At 49.9% G+C, this 18,575-nt stretch carries 20 protein-coding genes; 11 read left to right on the plus strand and 9 right to left on the minus strand.

Features of this window, described 5'->3' with window-relative positions:
* Positions 1–1,461 carry a glutamate-cysteine ligase family protein gene (locus AC2T0J_RS16690; RefSeq protein WP_489806899.1) on the minus strand — a complete coding sequence of 487 codons (1,461 nt, stop codon included), beginning with the start codon at positions 1,459–1,461 and terminating at the stop codon, positions 1–3.
* Positions 1,462–1,766: 305 nt separating this feature from the next.
* Between AC2T0J_RS16690 and AC2T0J_RS16695 the strand changes: the two genes are divergently transcribed.
* Positions 1,767–4,115 carry a zinc-dependent metalloprotease gene (locus AC2T0J_RS16695; protein WP_489810356.1) on the plus strand — a complete coding sequence of 783 codons (2,349 nt, stop codon included), beginning with the start codon at positions 1,767–1,769 and terminating at the stop codon, positions 4,113–4,115.
* A 46-nt stretch (positions 4,116–4,161) separates the two neighbouring features.
* Here the strand turns inward: AC2T0J_RS16695 and AC2T0J_RS16700 are convergent, their stop codons facing one another.
* Positions 4,162–5,298 (minus strand): M14 family metallopeptidase, encoded by a 1,137-nt coding sequence (locus AC2T0J_RS16700; protein ID WP_489806900.1) that lies wholly within the window; start codon positions 5,296–5,298, stop codon positions 4,162–4,164.
* 9 nt (positions 5,299–5,307) lie between these two features.
* Complete coding sequence (gene moeB / locus AC2T0J_RS16705; protein ID WP_489806901.1) at positions 5,308–6,075, minus strand: molybdopterin-synthase adenylyltransferase MoeB; 768 nt, start codon at positions 6,073–6,075, stop codon at positions 5,308–5,310.
* An 82-nt stretch (positions 6,076–6,157) separates the two neighbouring features.
* Here moeB and moaB point away from each other — a divergent pair, with 82 nt between their 5' ends.
* From moaB to AC2T0J_RS16755, 10 genes are all read left to right on the plus strand, one after another.
* Positions 6,158–6,667, plus strand: coding sequence for a molybdenum cofactor biosynthesis protein B (moaB, locus tag AC2T0J_RS16710; RefSeq protein WP_489806902.1), 510 nt, complete (start codon positions 6,158–6,160; stop codon positions 6,665–6,667).
* A gap of 2 nt (positions 6,668–6,669) precedes the next feature.
* Positions 6,670–7,149 carry a cyclic pyranopterin monophosphate synthase MoaC gene (gene moaC / locus AC2T0J_RS16715; RefSeq protein ID WP_489806903.1) on the plus strand — a complete coding sequence of 160 codons (480 nt, stop codon included), beginning with the start codon at positions 6,670–6,672 and terminating at the stop codon, positions 7,147–7,149.
* Complete coding sequence (gene moaD / locus AC2T0J_RS16720; protein WP_489806904.1) at positions 7,139–7,381, plus strand: molybdopterin converting factor subunit 1; 243 nt, start codon at positions 7,139–7,141, stop codon at positions 7,379–7,381. Before moaC ends, moaD begins: the two co-directional genes overlap by 11 nt.
* 1 nt (position 7,382) lies before the next feature.
* Positions 7,383–7,856 (plus strand): molybdenum cofactor biosynthesis protein MoaE, encoded by a 474-nt coding sequence (locus AC2T0J_RS16725; RefSeq protein ID WP_489806905.1) that lies wholly within the window; start codon positions 7,383–7,385, stop codon positions 7,854–7,856.
* A gap of 6 nt (positions 7,857–7,862) precedes the next feature.
* Positions 7,863–8,624: a molybdate ABC transporter substrate-binding protein gene (gene modA / locus AC2T0J_RS16730; RefSeq protein ID WP_489806906.1), complete on the plus strand. Its 762-nt coding sequence runs from the start codon at positions 7,863–7,865 to the stop codon at positions 8,622–8,624.
* Positions 8,625–8,626: 2 nt separating this feature from the next.
* Complete coding sequence (gene modB, locus AC2T0J_RS16735) at positions 8,627–9,301, plus strand: molybdate ABC transporter permease subunit (protein WP_489806907.1); 675 nt, start codon at positions 8,627–8,629, stop codon at positions 9,299–9,301.
* Entirely contained in the window at positions 9,286–10,311 is a 1,026-nt protein-coding gene (locus AC2T0J_RS16740) for an ATP-binding cassette domain-containing protein (RefSeq protein WP_489806908.1), read from the plus strand. Before modB ends, AC2T0J_RS16740 begins: the two co-directional genes overlap by 16 nt.
* Positions 10,312–10,375: 64 nt before the next feature.
* A complete protein-coding gene (locus tag AC2T0J_RS16745; RefSeq protein WP_489806909.1) occupies positions 10,376–10,567 on the plus strand; it encodes a response regulator in 192 nt (63 codons plus the stop codon).
* A gap of 84 nt (positions 10,568–10,651) precedes the next feature.
* Positions 10,652–10,888: a hypothetical protein gene (locus AC2T0J_RS16750; protein WP_489806910.1), complete on the plus strand. Its 237-nt coding sequence runs from the start codon at positions 10,652–10,654 to the stop codon at positions 10,886–10,888.
* A 108-nt stretch (positions 10,889–10,996) separates the two neighbouring features.
* A complete protein-coding gene (locus tag AC2T0J_RS16755; protein WP_489806911.1) occupies positions 10,997–11,911 on the plus strand; it encodes a response regulator in 915 nt (304 codons plus the stop codon).
* Here the strand turns inward: AC2T0J_RS16755 and hemN are convergent.
* The 6 genes from hemN to AC2T0J_RS16785 all read right to left on the minus strand — a co-directional run bounded on the left by hemN (position 11,897) and on the right by AC2T0J_RS16785 (position 18,464).
* Entirely contained in the window at positions 11,897–13,267 is a 1,371-nt protein-coding gene (gene hemN, locus AC2T0J_RS16760; protein ID WP_489806912.1) for an oxygen-independent coproporphyrinogen III oxidase, read from the minus strand. The two genes, AC2T0J_RS16755 and hemN, sit on opposite strands and share 15 nt — an antisense overlap.
* Before the next feature lie 168 nt (positions 13,268–13,435).
* Positions 13,436–16,006: a TonB-dependent receptor gene (locus AC2T0J_RS16765; RefSeq protein ID WP_489806913.1), complete on the minus strand. Its 2,571-nt coding sequence runs from the start codon at positions 16,004–16,006 to the stop codon at positions 13,436–13,438.
* A gap of 129 nt (positions 16,007–16,135) precedes the next feature.
* Positions 16,136–16,411, minus strand: coding sequence for a hypothetical protein (locus AC2T0J_RS16770; RefSeq protein WP_489806914.1), 276 nt, complete (start codon positions 16,409–16,411; stop codon positions 16,136–16,138).
* A 247-nt stretch (positions 16,412–16,658) separates the two neighbouring features.
* Positions 16,659–17,054, minus strand: a complete 396-nt coding sequence (locus AC2T0J_RS16775; RefSeq protein WP_489806915.1) for a DUF3718 domain-containing protein — start codon at positions 17,052–17,054, stop codon at positions 16,659–16,661.
* A 303-nt stretch (positions 17,055–17,357) separates the two neighbouring features.
* Positions 17,358–17,753 (minus strand): DUF3718 domain-containing protein, encoded by a 396-nt coding sequence (locus AC2T0J_RS16780; RefSeq protein WP_489806916.1) that lies wholly within the window; start codon positions 17,751–17,753, stop codon positions 17,358–17,360.
* A gap of 315 nt (positions 17,754–18,068) precedes the next feature.
* Positions 18,069–18,464 (minus strand): DUF3718 domain-containing protein, encoded by a 396-nt coding sequence (locus AC2T0J_RS16785; protein ID WP_489806917.1) that lies wholly within the window; start codon positions 18,462–18,464, stop codon positions 18,069–18,071.
* Positions 18,465–18,575 lie beyond the last annotated feature (111 nt).

An 18,575-nucleotide genomic window follows, 5' to 3' on the forward strand; every position in this document is an offset into this window, starting at 1 on the left:
CTACTCCCAATAGGCCACAGGTTGACCACTGTGGCTCAGTTGATAGTACCGGCGACACAGTTCGCCAAGTACTTTTGATTCAGAATATTGATTCATTAAGGTTTTATAGGTGTTTAACTGCCACAGGGCGCCGGTTTGCCGTGCGGCCAGGCGATGCTCGATAATACCAAGGTAATGATCCCGCTCTTCGCGGCTGACCCCGATTTTTGCCAGTCCATCGTCTGCGTTGCCAATTAAATCTGACAAAATTGCGGTGACCTTATATTCCTTCAGCTGATGCTGATGCTTTTGTGGCCACAGAATTTGTGCATTCAGGCCGGACTGGGCACAGCGGTAAAAGTTATATTCGGTATAGCGAAAAGGCAGGCGCTGTAAATACTCTTCAATGTGCTCCGACAGTGCCTCAACCAGTCCAATCTGTAAGGCGGCATTGGCAAGCATATCCTGATTGGTTGGGCCGGCTGGCAGACTGCGGTATTCAATCCGAACATGACCGTTTTCACCCGGTTCGAACACTGCACGGTTCCAGCTCCATACGGTACCGTGATGTAAATTGAGTTCGGCAAAAAGTTTGCTGGCCCCGATTAACCGCTCTGAGATCACAGGCAACACCGCCGGGTAAAGGGCAACGCTTTCGGTCAGACAATCAATGATACCGTTGCGTAACCAGCCGTGACCATAGCTTACCCTGGCTGGCTGACGCCATTGGGTCGCCTGGGTATCGCGGTAATCGATAGCTTGTTTAAACAGCGCAATACGGGTTTCCTGCCATAGTCGTTTGCCCATAAAGAAGGGCGAGTTTCCGGCCAGAGCCAGCACCAACGGCGAGATAAGCTGGGCGGTGTTATAGCAATCGGTAAACCGGCTGTGAGCGATGCGGTGATGTAGTTGAAAAGAGGTGTTAGCGCCTTCCAGCGTGACATCATCACAGGTCGTTCTCACCACATCCTGGCCATGAATATCAATGTCGAATGGCGCGCCACGCTGTTCGCTGAGCTCCTGGGTGAGCGCTTTATAACGGGGCCGGTTGGTAAGGTAGTCTTCGGTTAAATGACTGCCGGCCAGGGTAGGTAGTATGCCAATTGCCATGGCGTGCCCATCGAAAAGACTGGCGGTTTGGTCGACCACCCGGCTGGCTTTGTCTAACTGTTGTTGAAGCTGGGAGAAGGGTTTGCCAGTTGCATTGACCGGCTCAAGATTAAACTCCAGGTTGTATTGATTTAACTCTTCCTGGAGACCATCGATACGGGCTTTACCGAGAATGGCTTCATTGATAGGCGCCGGGTTGAACTGCCGATTAACCAGATAAAACTCTAACTCCGCACCGAGACTGACTTCGTCGCGGTTGTAGCAGTCCCGACTGAGCTCGTGTTTAACTTCGCACAGTTGTGCCTGCACCCGTTGGTCGAACAGTGCACGTTGGGTGTCTGTAAAATCATGTTGTTGAAAATTAAGACCCATGCTTTCTCTGTGTCAGTTAACAATGCTAAGTGTAGCGTATCGCAGAGCAGAGTAACGACAGGCGGCAAATAGCTCCTTGATACAGATCAAGCCAGATCACAACTGGTTGAACGGCATCTTATTGTTTGCGATAAATCAACAAACTCCATGCGTGATTGGTCGGCGGTTATGGCGGTTTGGTCAGTCGTGACTGGATTTATGCCTCTGGTTTGGGTAGCGTAATAGTCAAGAAAACACTGATAAAAATGTAAAAAACCGGAGGGAATCCTTTGCGCGTTTATATTCTGCTAGCCAGCCTGGCGCTGATGGTCGTTTCGCCTGTATGGGCGAAGACCATCGCATCCTTTACCAAAGATATGCAAAAGCAAGCGGGATTTATTCCCGTGTACTACAGCAGTGAAGACGATAAGGTTTACCTGCAAATCGAGGCGCTCGATGACCCACTGTTATTCCAGTCTAGTCTGCCCCATGGCGTGGGCTCCAATGATATTGGCCTGGATCGTGGGCAACTGGGTGCCACGCGCCTGGTGCAGTTTGAGCGTTACGGCAATAAGCTACTGCTCAAGCAACTGAATACCGAGTACCGGGCAAGTGCCGATAACCCGGCCGAACGAGCCAGTATCGATGAAGCGTTTGCCGATTCGGTTATCGCTGGCTTCACGATTGTTGCCAGTGATGATGACAGCGTATTAATTGACTATACCAGTCAGTTACTGAGCGATATTCACGGCGTGGCAGAACGTTTAAAAAGCCGTCAGCAAGGCAGTTTTAAAGCTGACCCGCAACGCAGTGGCGTGTATCTGCCCCGCACCAAAGCGTTCCCTTTAAATACGGAATTGGAAGCACTGGTTACCTTTGGTGGCAAAGGGACCGGTACGTATTTACGTCAGGTCACACCGGATGCCGACAGTGTCAGTGTGCACATGCACCATTCTTTTATCGCCTTGCCCGATGACGGCTATGAGCCGCGTGAATTCCACCCGTTTTCCGGCTACTGGAAACACAGTTGGCAGGATTATTCTGCGCCCATTACTGAACCTTTGGAGCAAGCCTATATTCGCCGTCACCGGCTGGCCAAAAAAGATCCCGCTGCAATGGTCAGTGAAGCCGTTGAGCCGATTGTTTATTACCTCGACCCTGGGATCCCGGAGCCCGTAATGAGTGCCTTACGCGAAGGCGCAAGCTGGTGGGATCAGGCGTTTACTGCGGCCGGATATAAAAATGCGTTTCAGGTAAAAGTATTACCGGAAGGTGCTGACCCAATGGATGTGCGTTACAACGTAATCAACTGGGTACACAGAGCCACTCGTGGTTGGTCTTACGGCTCGTCTGTAGTGGATCCGCGCACCGGTGAAATCATCAAAGGTCACGTCACCCTTGGCTCACTGCGGGTACGCCAGGATTACCTCATAGCGCTGGGGTTAACCAGTCCGTTTAGCGGTAACAGCGAGACAACCAAAGAGCAAAAAGAAATGGCGCTGGCACGCATTCGTCAGTTGGCTGCTCATGAGGTTGGCCATACGCTGGGCATCGCCCACAACTTCGCCGCCAGCGAAAATGGCCGTGAATCAGTGATGGATTATCCGCACCCCAAAATTGAGATTAAAGGCAATCAGCTATCGTTGGCTAATGCCTATGATACCGGCATGGGAGAATGGGATAATTATGTCATTGCTTACGGTTATCAGGACTTTACGGAGGGCACAGATAGTGCAGAAGCCCTGCAGGCAATGGTAGTGGAAGCTCGTGAGGCCGGACTGAAATATAAGTCTGACGCTGATGCCAGAGCATCCCGTCACGGGTCATCCGATGGCCATATGTGGGATAACGGAGCTAACCCGCTGGCTGAATACGATCACTTGCTGCAGGTTCGTGATATTGCACTGGCCAATATGGGCCTCAATACTATTGCTGCAGGACGCAGCCTGTCGTCATTGGAAAATGCACTGGTGCCGGTGTATCTGTTGCACCGTTACCAGCTTGAAGCCGTGGCCAAACAGGTGGGTGGAGTACACTACTTCTATGAGAATAAAGGCGATCTCGATAAGCCCATGGGGGTTAAGTTGGTCCCCTCAGAAACCCAGGTTGAGGCGATGATGCGTTTAATTGATGCGTCGAGCGTGGAGGTGCTTAAAATGCCGGAGCGTCTGTTAACTCTCATAACACCGCCGATCTTTGAAGAAGCAGAAACCCGCGAACAGTTCAATGGCCGATTAGGCCGGGTGTTCGATCCGATCTCCGCTGCGGAAAGCGCTGCGGCGTTCAGCCTGGCACTACTGTTACACCCTGAGCGATTAAATCGCCTGGCTTATCAACACAGCCGCCAGACCAGTATTCCTGGTGTTGATGATTTGATCCGTAAAATTTTCTCAGTGCATTTTTATCGTCAGCCTGAACCGAGTGATAATCTGGTGGCCCGCTTGCAAATGGTTGCGTTACAAAGCGTCATGCAGTCGCTGCAAAATGAAGCCACGTCACCGGAAGTGAAGCTGGCGATTACCGCAGAACTGATGACGCTGACAGAGTGGCTGGAAGATGAAGATGAAGTGCCGGGCTACCGGGCACTGGAGCATTACCTGGACCATTACCTTGATACCGGCGACTGGCAGATGGACTTCAAAGTGAAGCCTTTGCCACCGGGCTCGCCAATCTGAACAAGTGATTTCATGTATATCAGAAGAGGGCTGTTTGGCCCTCTTTTTATGCGTCCTGTTGCCGGGTGAGGTAATCATACTCGGTGAAACATTTGTACAGCTGGGTACCACTGAGCACCGATGCTGAAGGAAAATGCAGCATGGGGATCAGATCGCAGGGGGCGTGGATGTCATGACTGCCTTTATCATTATCCAGTTCGTCGATGTTCAGCACGCGGGCCAGTAACTCGCCCTGTTTTATGTGCTGACCGGGCTGAGCACAATATTCCACCATGCCTCCCCAACGGGTGAACAGAGTTTTATAATCTTTTAGCGTTACGCCAATGCGATCCATGGCCGCCGGCTTAACCTGACTTTCGGGTAATAAGCCTTTCACGGTGAGATAACTGATAATGCTGCGGGCATCAATTTCACCCTCGGTAAAATCAATTACTTCCTGACTGCCCATTTCCAGCGTAAACGCCTCAATGCCAAAATCGATATCACGGTTATCCCGTTTATTGAGGGCGTCGGTCAGGGTCCACCAGGGGCAAAAAGTGGCTTCATCCAGGGCCCCGGCAAAGACGTTGGGGATAAATATACAATGAGGAAAGTTAAACGCTTTTGCGCTTTCGCGGGCATACTCCGGAATATAAATGTGGCGGGTTGAAACCGGCCCGTTATGTAAATCCAGCACAAAATCGGCATCCAGAGCCAACTGTTGTAACCGCAGATTAAGCTGCTGAGCAAGGCCCAGCCCCCAGGGGCTGGCGAGCTTACTGGCGATGGCAGTGCGCAAATGATCCCGAAAGCGCTGTTTGACTGAGGTCACCGATTCTTCTGCTGTAACCGTGTTAACAAAGGCTGCTATCTGATCGGGATCGTAATAATAACCCCGGTTCCAGTTTGTCCCATTGACCGGATCAAACCGGCCAAGGGTATATTCTCCGGCTTTAATGTTGGTGCCCACCGGATTACAGTTGGGTACCAGCACAATTTCGCCGCAAATGGGCATCGCCTGCAGCCACTGAATAAGGTGATAGATCACTACGTTACCCTGAACTTCGGCGCCGTGAATAGAGCTTTGGATGTACACTTTCGGCCCCGGCCGCTGCCCTTTAATGCGATAGACCGGCACATTCATGCTACGGCCTGATGCATTCTGGGCGACCTTGATATGTTGTTTATTTACCTGATTGAGCATAACGATTCTTTATTTGGTTATTTTAGTGTGTTGGCAAACCGTGCACTGCGGATCGGCAGGCACCGTAAATTGTTGCCAGCTGAGCGACAGGCCGTCGTAAGTGAGTAGCTGGCCAGCGGGTAAAACCTGCTTGCCGATGAGCCATAGCAAGGCAATGTGTGCTTGTTGAGTGCCTATGGTGGCGACTACTGGTGCAAAAATACCAGCTTCCACACAGGACAGCTCTTGTTCGCTGAACAGCCGGGAAATGCACTGATAACAAGGGCTGTGGTTAAGCGGATCAACCACCAGTAACTGACCTTCAAAACGAATGGCCGCACCACTTACCAGCGGACGCTGCTGCGCGTAACACATGGCATTTATTTGCTGGCGACTGGCCGCATTATCGGTGCAGTCCAGCACCAGATCATGCTCGTTAATGGTTCGTTGAAGTGCTTCATCGTCAAGTCTTGTGGTAACAGTATTGATGCGGCAATCGGGGTTGAGTTCGTGTAACCTGTCGCGGGCGGCGTGTACTTTAAACTGGCCGACCTGAGCGCGGTTAAACAGTAGCTGCCTGGGCAGGTTGGACGCTTCTACCTTATCATCGTCGACCAGGGTAAGCTGACCTGTGCCACTGCTGCATAACAGTTGCGCAGCCGGACAACCCAGCCCGCCGATACCGATGATCAGCACCCGGGCATTGAGTAGTGCTTCCTGGCCTGCCAGGTCAATCTGGGGCAGCACAATATGGCGATTATAAGTGACCGCCTGGGGATAGCTTAGCGTATCTGCCATGGTTAGACTTTTATCCTGTTATATTTCAACGCATAATGTACCAATTCGACAGTCCTGTCGCAGCAGATTTTTAAGGATCATCATGACTACCGCTTCTGAATCACTGGCAATTGCTATTTTAACTGTATCAGACACCCGCACACTCGATACCGATACATCTGGTCAGTATCTGGTTGAGGCCGTTACTGACGCTGGCCATCGTGTGGCCGACCGCAAACTGGTTATTGATGATATTTATCAGCAACGGGCTATCGTATCGGCATGGATTGCCGACCCTGCGGTGGAAGCCATTCTGGTGACCGGCGGTACCGGATTTACCGGCAGGGATTCAACACCTGAGGCGCTTAGCGTTTTGTTTGATAAAACGGTCGACGGCTTTGGCGAGTTGTTCCGTTACCTGAGCTATCAGGAAATTGGTACCTCGACCATTCAGTCACGGGCGCTGGCCGGCTTTGCTAACCGTACTGTAATCTTCTGCCTGCCTGGCTCAACCGGGGCATGCAAAACGGCCTGGCAAGGTATTATTCGTTCACAATTGGATGCCAGTTTTAAGCCATGTAACTTTGTTGGCCATTTAAAGGGCGATCACTAGTTATGCAATTATCACATGTGAACCAACAGGGCGAAGCCAACATGGTGGATGTCAGCGATAAAGCGGTGACTACCCGTGAAGCTATCGCTGAAGGGGAATTACACTTAAGTGCCGAGGCGCTGGCGCAGGTTAAAAACAACAGTGCTGCCAAGGGCGACGTGCTGGCAGTGGCCAGAATTGCCGGTATTCAGGGGGCAAAACAATGCGCCAGCCTGATCCCGTTATGTCATCCCTTAGCGCTGAGTAAAGTGGATATCGAGTTTACTCTGGACGGGCAGAAAAATCGCATTATTACCCGTTGTCGGTGCAAGCTGAATGGCCAGACCGGCGTGGAAATGGAAGCGCTGACTGGCGTTAATGTGGCGCTATTGACCCTGTTTGATATGTGCAAAGCGGTGGATCCGGCTATGATAGTAACCAATGTGCGAGTGTTGCATAAGCAGGGCGGTAAGAGCGGTCAGTGGAGTCGTGATGAAGATTAAGTTTTTCGCTCAGATCCGGGAAGTTACCGGCACCGAATCGTTGGATATGGCGGTACCGGCTGATGCGACCATTGAAGGCGTGCGTCAAGCGTTAATAGCCAGAGGTCCAGAGTGGCAGGAAGCCCTATCGGTTAACGTGCTCTGCGCGTGCAATCAGACGTTATGCGACGGCAGCATGGCCGTGTCTGAGGGCGATGAAGTGGCCTTCTTCCCGCCGGTTACAGGAGGTTAGAATGTTTGCACGGGTCAGTGAAGACGATTTTAGTCAACAGGCATTGTATGACGAACTGTGTGAACATAATAAAGCCAGTCAGTCAGGCGCCGTGGTCACCTTTACCGGCCGGGTGAGAGACTATAACGCCGAAGGTGCCATCGACGGTATCGAGCTGGAGTATTACCCGGGGATGACTGAGTCCGCTCTGCAGCAATTACTTAAGCAGGCAATGGCCCGTTTTCAGCTTACCAATGGCGGCATAGTGCACCGGGTAGGGAGGTTGCCAAATCAGGCGCAAATTGTCTGGGTTGGCACTTGTGCGGCGCATCGACAGGATGCCTTTAGTGGGGCGTCGTACATGATGGATATGCTCAAACAATCGGTGCCTATCTGGAAAAAAGAATGGACGGGCGATACATCAAACTGGGTGGCCGCTAAAGGTACCGACCATGACGCCGCAATGCGTTGGCTGGCCGACGAAGAGGACAACTAACCTGCCATGCATCAATTATTCAAGCTGACGGTTGCCATACTTTGCATCATTAGTATGGTTAACTCTGCGTTGGCCGGGCAAACTATTAATGTGGCAGTGGCGGCCAATTTTGCGGCGCCTTTGCAACAGCTGTTACCCGAGTTTGAGGCTGTCTCTGGTATCAGCGTCAGGGTGAGTGTTGGTTCAAGCGGCGCATTATTTGCGCAAATTCAACATGGAGCTCCCTATGATTTGTTCTTATCAGCAGACAGTAAACGTCCACAGGCACTGATTGCTTCTGGCAGGGTAAACGAGTCTGCAGTAGCAACTTATGCGATTGGCCATCTGGCATTAGTAGGCGATGTGGATGGCATAACCGATCCGCGTTTATTGACAGCGGATATCAGGCTTGCCATTGCCGAGCCAGAGATTGCGCCTTATGGCCGCGCTGCCAGACAATTACTCGAGCAAGCGGGGCTATGGGAAGCACTGGCTCCCGGACTGATTCGAGGCACGAACATTCAGCAAACGTTGCAGTTTTGGCAAACCGGCAATGTGGATGTGGCGTTAATCGCAGCTTCTCAGTGTGTCTCTTATCAACTGGTTTGCAAATCAGTGCCAGATGACTACACACCGATTATTCAGCAACTTGCTGTCACAGGTACAGGCGATGCCGGATTAGCTGCAATGCAACTGGCAGATTATCTGCGCAGTTCCCGGGTTCAGTTGCAACTGGCCGGAGCGGGTTATGCCCCGCTTACACAGCGGCTGTTAGAAGGAACTGAATAAACGTGGAATTTCAGGCAATCTGGTTAACCCTGCAATTAGCGGGGTTATCGACACTACTGCTGATGCTGGTTGCCATACCGGTAAGCTGGTGGCTAAGCCGCTGGAACAGCCGCTTTAAAGCGGTGGTTCAGGCCTGTGTCGCCTTACCGCTGGTGCTGCCACCTACGGTTCTGGGATTTTATTTGTTACTGGCTTTTGCACCCGATAGTCTGTTTGGCGAGTTCTGGCTGGCGGTGACAGGAGAACGCCTGGCGTTTACTTTTGAAGCATTGGTGCTGGGGTCGGTCATCTACTCATTTCCTTTTGCTGTGCAACCATTGTATGCCGGTTTTACGCAGCTGCATCCTCACTATTTACACACCGCAAAAATGCTGAATCTGCCCTGGCAGGTCCGCTTCAGGCAGGTGGTATTACCGGCCATCAGGCCCAGTTTACTCATTGCAGCCGGATTGAGTTTTGCCCACACCGTGGGCGAGTTTGGCGTGGTGCTGATGATTGGGGGGAATATTCCCGGGGAAACCCGGGTAGTGTCGATTGCGTTGTTTGATCAGGTGGAGTCGCTTAATTATGGCAGTGCTCATCAACTGGCTGCCGCCTTGCTGATGTTTTCCTTGTTATTGCTGATCGCGCTTTACTGGCTGCAAGGACACAGGAGGCTTAAATGGAATGTCATGTAACGGCGCGAGCCGGCCAGTTTGCACTGGATGTGGCCTTGTCTGCCCAGGCAGAATTGTCATGGCTGGGCATTACCGGGCACTCCGGTGCGGGTAAATCTACCTTATTGCAAGCCCTGGCAGGTTTCGAGACAACCGCCAGAGTAAGCGGGAAGTGGCAGAATATTAATCTGGAAAACGCCGGAAATACCGTGCTTGTCAGTGCACAAACGCCATTGTTTCCGGCGCTTAGTGTGGCGAAAAACATTGAACTGGTGGCTCGCCACAATCAGCAACATGCAAACGTGGATACCATTGTTGCGTTGTGTGAGTGTGAGGCGTTGTTAACCCGGCATACTAACGAGCTTTCAGGCGGCGAACTTCAGCGGGTAAAGCTCGCCCGGGCCTTGCTGGCTAAGCCTGCGTTACTGCTGCTTGATGAAAGCTTCAGTGCTATGGATCGTGCCCTGCGTTTTCGAATTTTAAAAAAGCTAAAAGCCTATATTGGTCAGCGTACCAAAGTGATTATGGTGAGCCATGAAATCAATGACATCATTCTGTGTTGTGACCACCTTGGGGTGATTGAAAAAGGACACTGTGTAGCCAGTGGGCCTCTCCAAGAGATGTTAAATCCAGTGCGCTTTGCGGGCGCCGGCACTCTGTTGCCGCTGATTAGCGTACTTCACGGAGTCATCCGGGGGAGTAAACGAGGCATCAGCCGTGTAATGATTGGTCAGAGTGAACTCAGCGTGGCCGGAGAGTATGAGAGCCAAACCGATCACGCTGTCAGAGTGTTAGTGCCGGCCAAAGAAGTCCTGCTGACTACCGAGCAAACGGGTGTCATAAAGACCAACAGATTGCATGGCGTGGTGCGAACGATACAACCCTATTCCGCCATGCAAAGTACGGTGTCAATTGACTGTGAAGGCCAGACGCTTATGGCTTTGGTTGATAATTACGATGTCCGTCTCGATTCGCTGCATGAGGGGCAGTGGGTGTGGGCATATTTTAGTGGTCAGCAAACACTGGCCTGACACGGTATGTCATCAGCACGCCTGCTAGTAGGCACTACTTCATCCCAATGACATCCGGTGTCGGATGATTTACCGGCGGCTGTTTGATGATCAGGCCATTAATAAGGTATTGATGGACTGCAATATGCCGGCAATGAATGGTTACGATGCAAGCATTGCGATTCGACGAGGTCAGGCAGGCGCAAAACACGCTGCTAATCCGATTATTGCGAAGACTGCTAACGTGCTGAAAGGTGAGAGTGAAAAAGTATTATGACGCCACTGAATTTACCCAAAAATTTAAAGTGGCCTGATACCAGGAAAAATAGTTAGCGAGCATGATGGGGCTAATGAGCGCCAGGTGCAAGCGAGTTGGCAAAAAGAACAACTACTACCGTGCCTGGATAATAATAAAGCACTGAAGAAGAAACTGCAGACATTGTACATAAGTGAGCGTCAGCCCAAACTTGCTGCCATGGACCGTGAAACCGTGCGTTTTACCGCACACGCATTGAAAGATAACTCCGCAGTTGCCGGGGCGAAATTTCTTTGTGATTTGCTGGCTGAATTTAAACGTTTTAGCGAAGAAAAACGATGAGGTGTCAATAAATCGTCAATGTGTCAAAATAATGACTACTAAAGTCGTATAGCGCTTTGTTAAAAGTGGGTATATAACGTAATAAAAAAGTGGTTTCGGAGTACCGTAGTGAAACACATCGACCAATGCTCAGTCTTGGTTGTCGATGACGATGAGATTACACGATTAATGCTAATAGCGGTATTGAGCGACATCTGTCATTGTGAGGCGGCAGGAAATGCTCAGGAAGCGTTTAATTTTCTGGCGATACATCCGGTTGATTTGATTGTGCTGGATATCCAGATGCCGGAAATGTCGGGTTTAGAGTTTTGTGAAAAAGTCCGCGCCAACAACAACTTTGTTAAAATCCCTATTTTATTCATCACCTCTTCTGTTGAACGCAATGTTCAGGAAGCCTGCTGGATAGCCGGCGGAAATGATTTTGTCAAAAAGCCGGTTATCAGCAATACCCTTAAACAGCGTGCTGAAAACTTACTGAAGAGCAAAATTATTGCGGATTCGATATTCCATACCGGTTACGATGATCCGTTAACCGGCATGAAGACTGAGCATTATTTGATAACAGAAGTCAGTGAGCATCTGCAATATTGTCAGGTAAATAGTATGCCGTTTTCGATACTGCTGATTAAAATTGCCGGTATTGACGATATCAACCAGCATCAGGGCTTTCATCAGGGGAATCTGGCGATTCAGGCCGTTGCCAGGGTAATCGCCGGGCAGCTCGACTTGCCATTGGCTAAATGCTGTCGAATCAGTGGCGCAACCTTTGCGTTAAGTTTACCCAATGTGTGCGAACTGAAAAGCATCGAGCTTGCCAGACGGGTCAATAAGGCGATGGGTAATTACCTGTATCGTAACGGCACTAAACTACCATTAAATATTCGTTTTAAATCGTCTGTTGCCAGCTGTAATGGTGACTCCGGTTACAGCCTGGATGAACTCATGACTCAGGGCCGCGATGCCCTGGCAGCCAATGCCGATGGCGACTATTTAAAGCCTGGGGACAAATCAGATAACCCTTGAATAGCGGCGTTGATGAACCTGCCTGGCCAGATAAGCGTCAAAAGACATACTGATTATGCGGATCAGTAATCTTGCCTTTGGTGTCACCCTTATATGCTGAGCGGTTACCGACACCAGACCATCATCAATAAAGGGGTCGAGGGCGGCTATCGCATCAGCGAAATACTGGTTAAAATTAATCTCCCATTCTGACTCAATATCAAAAATAGCAAGATTAAGGTTACACATCAGTTGCATAATCACCTGACGGCGTAACATATCATCGCGGGTAAGCAATACCCCTTTGGTAGTGAGGTCGGCGGGTTCATCGAGCGCTGCGTAATATTCATTGAGAGTCTTGGGGTTCTGGCCATACATATTGAACACCGCAGAAATGGAAGATACGCCTAAACCCAGCATATCCAGGTCTCCCCGGGTGGTATAACCCTGAAAATTACGGTGGAGTTCGCCGTTACGCTGGGCAATGGCCAGTTCATCATCCGCTTTGGCAAAATGATCCATACCGATGAGTTCGTAGCCCACTTCACTAAGTGTTGCCATCGCTTGCTTCATTAATGCCAGTTTCAGTTCTGGTGAAGGTAGCCATTCATCTTTGATTTTACGTTGTGCGGCAAAACGCTCCGGTAAGTGTGCATAGCTAAACAGCGAGACTCGCTCGGGAGCCATGGCTTTTACTGCTGCCAGGGTAGTTTTAAACGTGTCCTCGGTCTGGTGGGGCAGACCATAGATGAGGTCGAGGTTAATCGACTCAAAACCGACCTGTCTGGCATGGTCCACGAGGCTGGCAATATGTGTGGTACTTTGCACCCGGTTGATAGCCTGTTGAACATTGTAGTCGGTGTCCTGCACTCCGATACTGAGGCGACGGTAGCCAACAGCAGCGAGAGCGCTGACGTAGTCAGTGTTTACCGTACGTGGATCAATCTCGATACTGCACTGGGCATCATCACTGAAGTTGAATGCCTCTCTTAACAAAGCCATCAGACGCTGATGTTGCTCAGGCGACAGAAAGCTTGGTGACCCGCCGCCAAGATGCAACTGGTGAACAGTGTAATGGCTGAATGCCGCTGCCCGCAGGCTAATTTCCTTACTCAGGTAGTCAAGATAACGGTCAGCCTTTTCGGTATGTCGGGTAACCACTTTATTACAGCCGCAGTAGTAACACAGTGAGTGACAGAAAGGAATATGCACATATAAAGACAAGTCCTGTGTCGGGCTGGTTTGCGCAGCCGTCACCAGGGTGGCGTCAGAAACATCGCTATTAAATTCCAGAGCGGTAGGGTAAGAGGTATACCTTGGACCATTGATGTTATATTTATTAAGTAGCGCCGGGTCAAAAAAATCGATAGTTTGCATAGCCTGAGTTCATCTGTTTATCGTTAAGGGAAACCGGGTGTTTCCTGATAGTCAGTAGCATACAGTCTGTACTGTGGGACGTTTTGATCTCGTTCAATAAAAAGCTTCGGCGTGGAATCCAATAGCCCGGTGAACGGTGTTTTTCACCGGGCGGCTGGTACTGGCTGGTTAAAAATGGGTTCTCAGCGTGATGCCATAAGTTCGCGGCATACCGGGATACGCCATAATTTTACCGGCCTGAACCGGTACATCGAAGCCATTTTTAGCCACGTATTCGGTATCAAACAAGTTTTTACTCCAGACAATCAGCTGACTGTCCCAATCCGGTAATTCCCACATCCAACTGGCGTTAACCAGATCAAAACTGTTCAGATGTTTGTATGGATCGTTAGTGTCGTCCATAAACAGATCACCGGTGTACAGATAATCAATCCGCAAAGTGGTTGGTAAGCTAAACACATCAATATAATGCTCCAGGCCCAGTGTATAACGGGTTTGGGGTTCAAAACCGACGCGGTCGCCGGCACGAGAACAGTAAGGATCATCAGGGTGTTGACGACCAGGGTCGTCAATGCCGGTATGCCAGCTATAGGCAACCCAGCAGGTGCCATTGTCGAATTCGTCAAAGGTGGCCAGCGTGCGGGCGAAATTGAACGTTAACTGGGTAGATGACACCGGCAGCCAGACCAGATCGAATTCCACACCTTTTGTGCCAATACTGCCGGCATTCTGCAGGTTAAACCCCGTGCCGGTAAATGTGGATGCCTGGAAGTCGTCAATATCGGTTTTATGCAGAGCCAGATTAAAGCGTAAATCGTAGCGGGGGAATTCCTGTTTCAGTCCCAGTTCCCATGAACGCGACGTTTCGGCTTTGAATACCGGGTCAAATCCAGGCCCAATTCTATCCGTATTAATGCCACCAGACTTAAAACCGTTGGCCCAGGAAAGGTAAATCAAGCGCTCGTCATTGGGTTGGTAGCTGATTTTAACCGTGCCGGAAAGGTTATCGTCCGACAATGATGCCTGCATGGCGGGTCTGGGCAAAATGGAGGCCGTGTTTAAAAAATAAAAGCCCCAGCCCGGGTTTTGAAAAGGGGCTAAGGCGGCCAGCGAATCTGCACTGGGTAACTGCATGGTAGCCAGGGCGGTGGCAATATTGGTTAGTGCCGGTACCGCAGCGGCAGGATTAGGTATATCTTCCGGAGCCGTTGGCAGACCATTGATGCCGGGGCCAATCTCGCTGTACTCACCTTTTAGTGTTTTGTCCTCAGTTGTCCAGCGGATGCCGGTAGTCAGGGTCCATTGTGGTAGGAAGGTCCAGTCGGTCTGAGCAAAGACAGCGAAGCTGTCCTGTGTTTGATCGGCACTGTGCGGGAAGTCGGTGCCGCCGGGTGTAGCAGGCGCGACCGGCGCTATCAGACCGTCGCTTAGCGTACTAAGAGTGTTAATACCGTCGATAAGAGGCTGAAGTTGGGCTGCGCTGGCGGCAAAAAAAGCCGGAAAATCGTTGCCAATCATATTGTTAAAATCGAGGTCGAGGCGCTGGTGGAAATAGAAGACACCAGCGATCGCAGAAAGTGTCTGTGTGGTGTAGTGTAGTCGAAGCTCCTGGGTGACTGCGCGCTGGGCCGAATCATTGGTAGTCGATAATAACTCAGCATCGGAGAAATCAGAGTCAATGTAGTCGAAACTATCAAACTTTCTCAGTGAACTGACAGAGACCAACGAGAGGGAGTCGCTGACTTGCCAGTCTATCTGCGCTGACAACCCGCGATCCTGCATGGCGGAACGGGGAGAACTGCTCAGTGCCGTGGTGTAATCAAAATACGCGGACTGAGTGAATACGCGGCCACCCACTTGTGGTGACGCGATCAGACTATCGGTGCCATACTTGCCGGCAATGTCGTTAGCTTGAGCATTACCCTGCCAGGTGAGAGCCGCACAACAACGTTCATCGAGCTCTGCGTAGTCGGCAATGACCCTTACCGAAATGGCGTCATTGGGAGTGTATAATGCTTGCAGACGAAAACCTGATCGGTCACGGTTGTTCAATGGATCACCCGGATGTGCGAGGTCGTTTACCCAGCCGTCGCGACGTGAACTAAAGCCGCTTGCGCGCATCGCCAGCACATCATCAACCAGCGTGACGGATTTTGCACCGCTGATATTTAGCGTATCGAAGTTGCCGGCGGTCAGTTGCAGAAAACCCCGGCCATCAAAATCAGCATTAACCGTGTTAATCACCACAGCGCCGGAAGGCGTATTTTTACCAAACAAGCTGCCCTGCGGGCCGCGCAGGACTTCCACCGACTGGATATCGACCAGATCATTGATGACTGAGTTCTGCCGGGCGCGATAGACGCCATCCACATACAACCCCACCGACGATTCAAAACCAAAGTTTTGCGATGATGTACCAATGCCACGTATCGCGAATGAACTGTTAGTCGCGCTCTGGCTTTGGAATGCTGATAGGGTAGGGACACTGCGTTCAATATCAAAAATATCAAAACTGGCTTTTTCAGCCAGTAAATTGCCGCTGATTGCGGTAACGGCTACCGGTACTTCCTGTAGGTTCTGAGTGCGCTTTTGTGCGGTAACTTCAATGGTTTCTAATCCTGGGGCAGAGTCAACAGGAGAGGTTTGCGCAAACGCTGTTGCTGTGAGTATGGCACTGGCCAGCAATGATTTAGTTGGTACAAACGTTCGTCGGTGACACGAAGATTTACGTTGTTGCATAGAAGGCCCTGACTTTTTATCGGCAGTAATTGGCGCATAGTGTAGTGAGAATTAGCCCGAAGGGGTAGTCCGGGAATGCAACAAATTAAGATAACTAATCGTTGGTACAGTGCCGCGAGGGCCGAGGGGTTAACGGCCTGCCTGTTGTCCTGGCTGGTGGTCAGCACCAATTAGAGACAAGGCCGAGGACGCAGAAAATGGCGTATTTTGTTTGCTGTTCTGTTTTATGTACTTGTTAAGTAACTGGCCAACAGGTAAGCGGGATGCATCGGCTCGTAACTTCTTTACCAACTGTGGCGTGCTCTCGCTGTCAAAAGCGGCTGACGGGTTATGCTCATTAGCAATCGCAGCACCTGAAAAAAATGCACTGGTCAGCAGGGTCAGAATGACGTTTTTGATGTTCATAATACGCTCGCTTTAGTAATCTCGGTCAGCAACGTATTTATTAGACCTTAGTTGTAGAAGGGAATACACACCAGAAATCATACATTAGTATTTCAGATTATACGTTAATTGCGTAACTGTATAATATTTATGGATAAATGGTATTCATAGAAAAGGAAAGGCGCCCTGAGGCGCCTCACCGCAGAGCCCGGAGCTCTGCTACCATGTTGAACTGTTTACATGGCGGTCATGAATTCGTTGACGTGATTTATAGTCGAGCCATCACTTCTTTGGCGATAGCGTTGTCCTGCAGGCCGTTCTCGTTAATCCAGGCTTGTAATGTTTTACCATCCTGTTCTGGCTCGCCTAAATCACGGCTTGGCATTTTTTTCACCAGCAGCGTACCCACTTCGATGGCGTTGTTTTGCAGCGCCGTGCGGATCAGGCTTTGGCCATTGCAGGAAATACCTGCATAGTAGTCATGCAGCTTTAACCGGTAATCAGACTGTACCGCGCGCATCTTTTTGCGCAGCTCGCCTTTGTCGTCGGCACTTACGATAGTGCAGATGTTTGCCAGGGCTTCCTCGACGTCAGCGTGAGCCGTGGCGTTAATACCAAAAGAAGCCGTTAATACAAGTGCAGCAGTTTTAGCAAATTTCAACATGGTAATCATCCTTTTAAGTTTTAGCAGTCTTAACGTTAAATAATATTTTTGTTTGTTTTGTTGGTCTTATTAAACCGAAAAGTGATACTGGCTTAAACAGCGGAGCCGATACATTGGTATTTATTCTAATACCCTCATCGATGGACTTAATTAGTGTTTATTATCATGGTGTTGGCAAAATTATTTTTGATTCGGAAAGGGAAAAGGCGCCTTTCGACGCCTTTCCAATGCAGGGGACTGCTATGCTCCCTGCAACCATGTTGAACAGCTTACATGGTTATCATGAAAAAGGGGACTATCGTCTTACAGACGGTCCATCACTTCTTTAGCAATGGCATGATCCTGCAGACCGTTATCGTTAATCCACGCTTGCAGTGTTTTACCATCCTGTTCTGGCTCGCCTAAATCACGGCTTGGCATCTTCTTAACCAATAAGGTACCCACTTCTACAGCGTTATTTTGCAGCGCCGTGCGGATCAGGCTTTGGCCATTGCAGGAAATACCTGCGTAGTAGTCATGCAGCTTTAAGCGGTAGTCAGACTGAACCGAGCGCATTTTCTTACGCAGCTCGCCTTTGTCATCAGCGCTTACGATAGTGCAGATGTTTGCCAGGGCTTCCTCGACGTCAGCGTGAGCCGTGGCGTTAATACCAAAAGAAGCAGTTAATACAAGTGCAGCAGTTTTAGCAAATTTCAACATGGTGGTAATCCTCGTTAGTTTTAGCAGCCTTTAAGGGAAATAATTTTGTTTGCTTGGTTTTGTTAAGTCTATTAAACCTAAAGTATAAGGTGTATAAAACAGTCTAGTTGATACATTGGTATCCGTTTGAATACCTTATCTGAGGGTGGAAAAAGCTATTAAATCAGAGTGCAGGCCTGATTCGGTGAGAGCGGGTACGCAGTGTAAAGAAAAAAGGCGCCTCTCGGCGCCTTCTAAATGCAGGGGACTGCTAAATTCCCTGCAACCATGTTGAACGGTTTACATGGCTATCATGAAAGTGGTACTCGGGCCGTCTTACAGACGGTCCATTAGTTCTTTGGCAATGGCATGATCCTGCAGACCATTTTCATTAATCCAGGCTTGCAGTGTTTTGCCATCCTGTTCTGGTTCGCCTAAATCACGGCTTGGCATCTTCTTAACCAATAAGGTACCCACTTCTACAGCGTTGTTTTGCAGCGCCGTGCGGATAAGGCTCTGACCGTTGCAAGAAATACCAGAGTAGTAATCGTGCAGCTTTAAGCGGTAGTCTGATTGAACCGCGCGCATTTTTTTGCGTAGCTCGCCTTTGTCATCAGCACTTACAATTGTACAGATGTTGGCCAGTGCTTCTTCTACATTAGCACTCGCTGTGCCGGTAAATGCCAGCGATGCAGTTAAAGCAAACAAAGAGGTCTTAACAATTTTCAACATGGTTAGCTCCTTGAAAGGTAAATTTAAAGTTAAGTTAGGTGGTCAATCAGTTGTTTGTTTTGACAGGTTTATTAAAGCCTCGCGACGGGCAGCGGTAAATTGTGAGGTCGA

It is taken from the genome of Alteromonas sp. ISO5 (genome assembly GCF_058105165.1).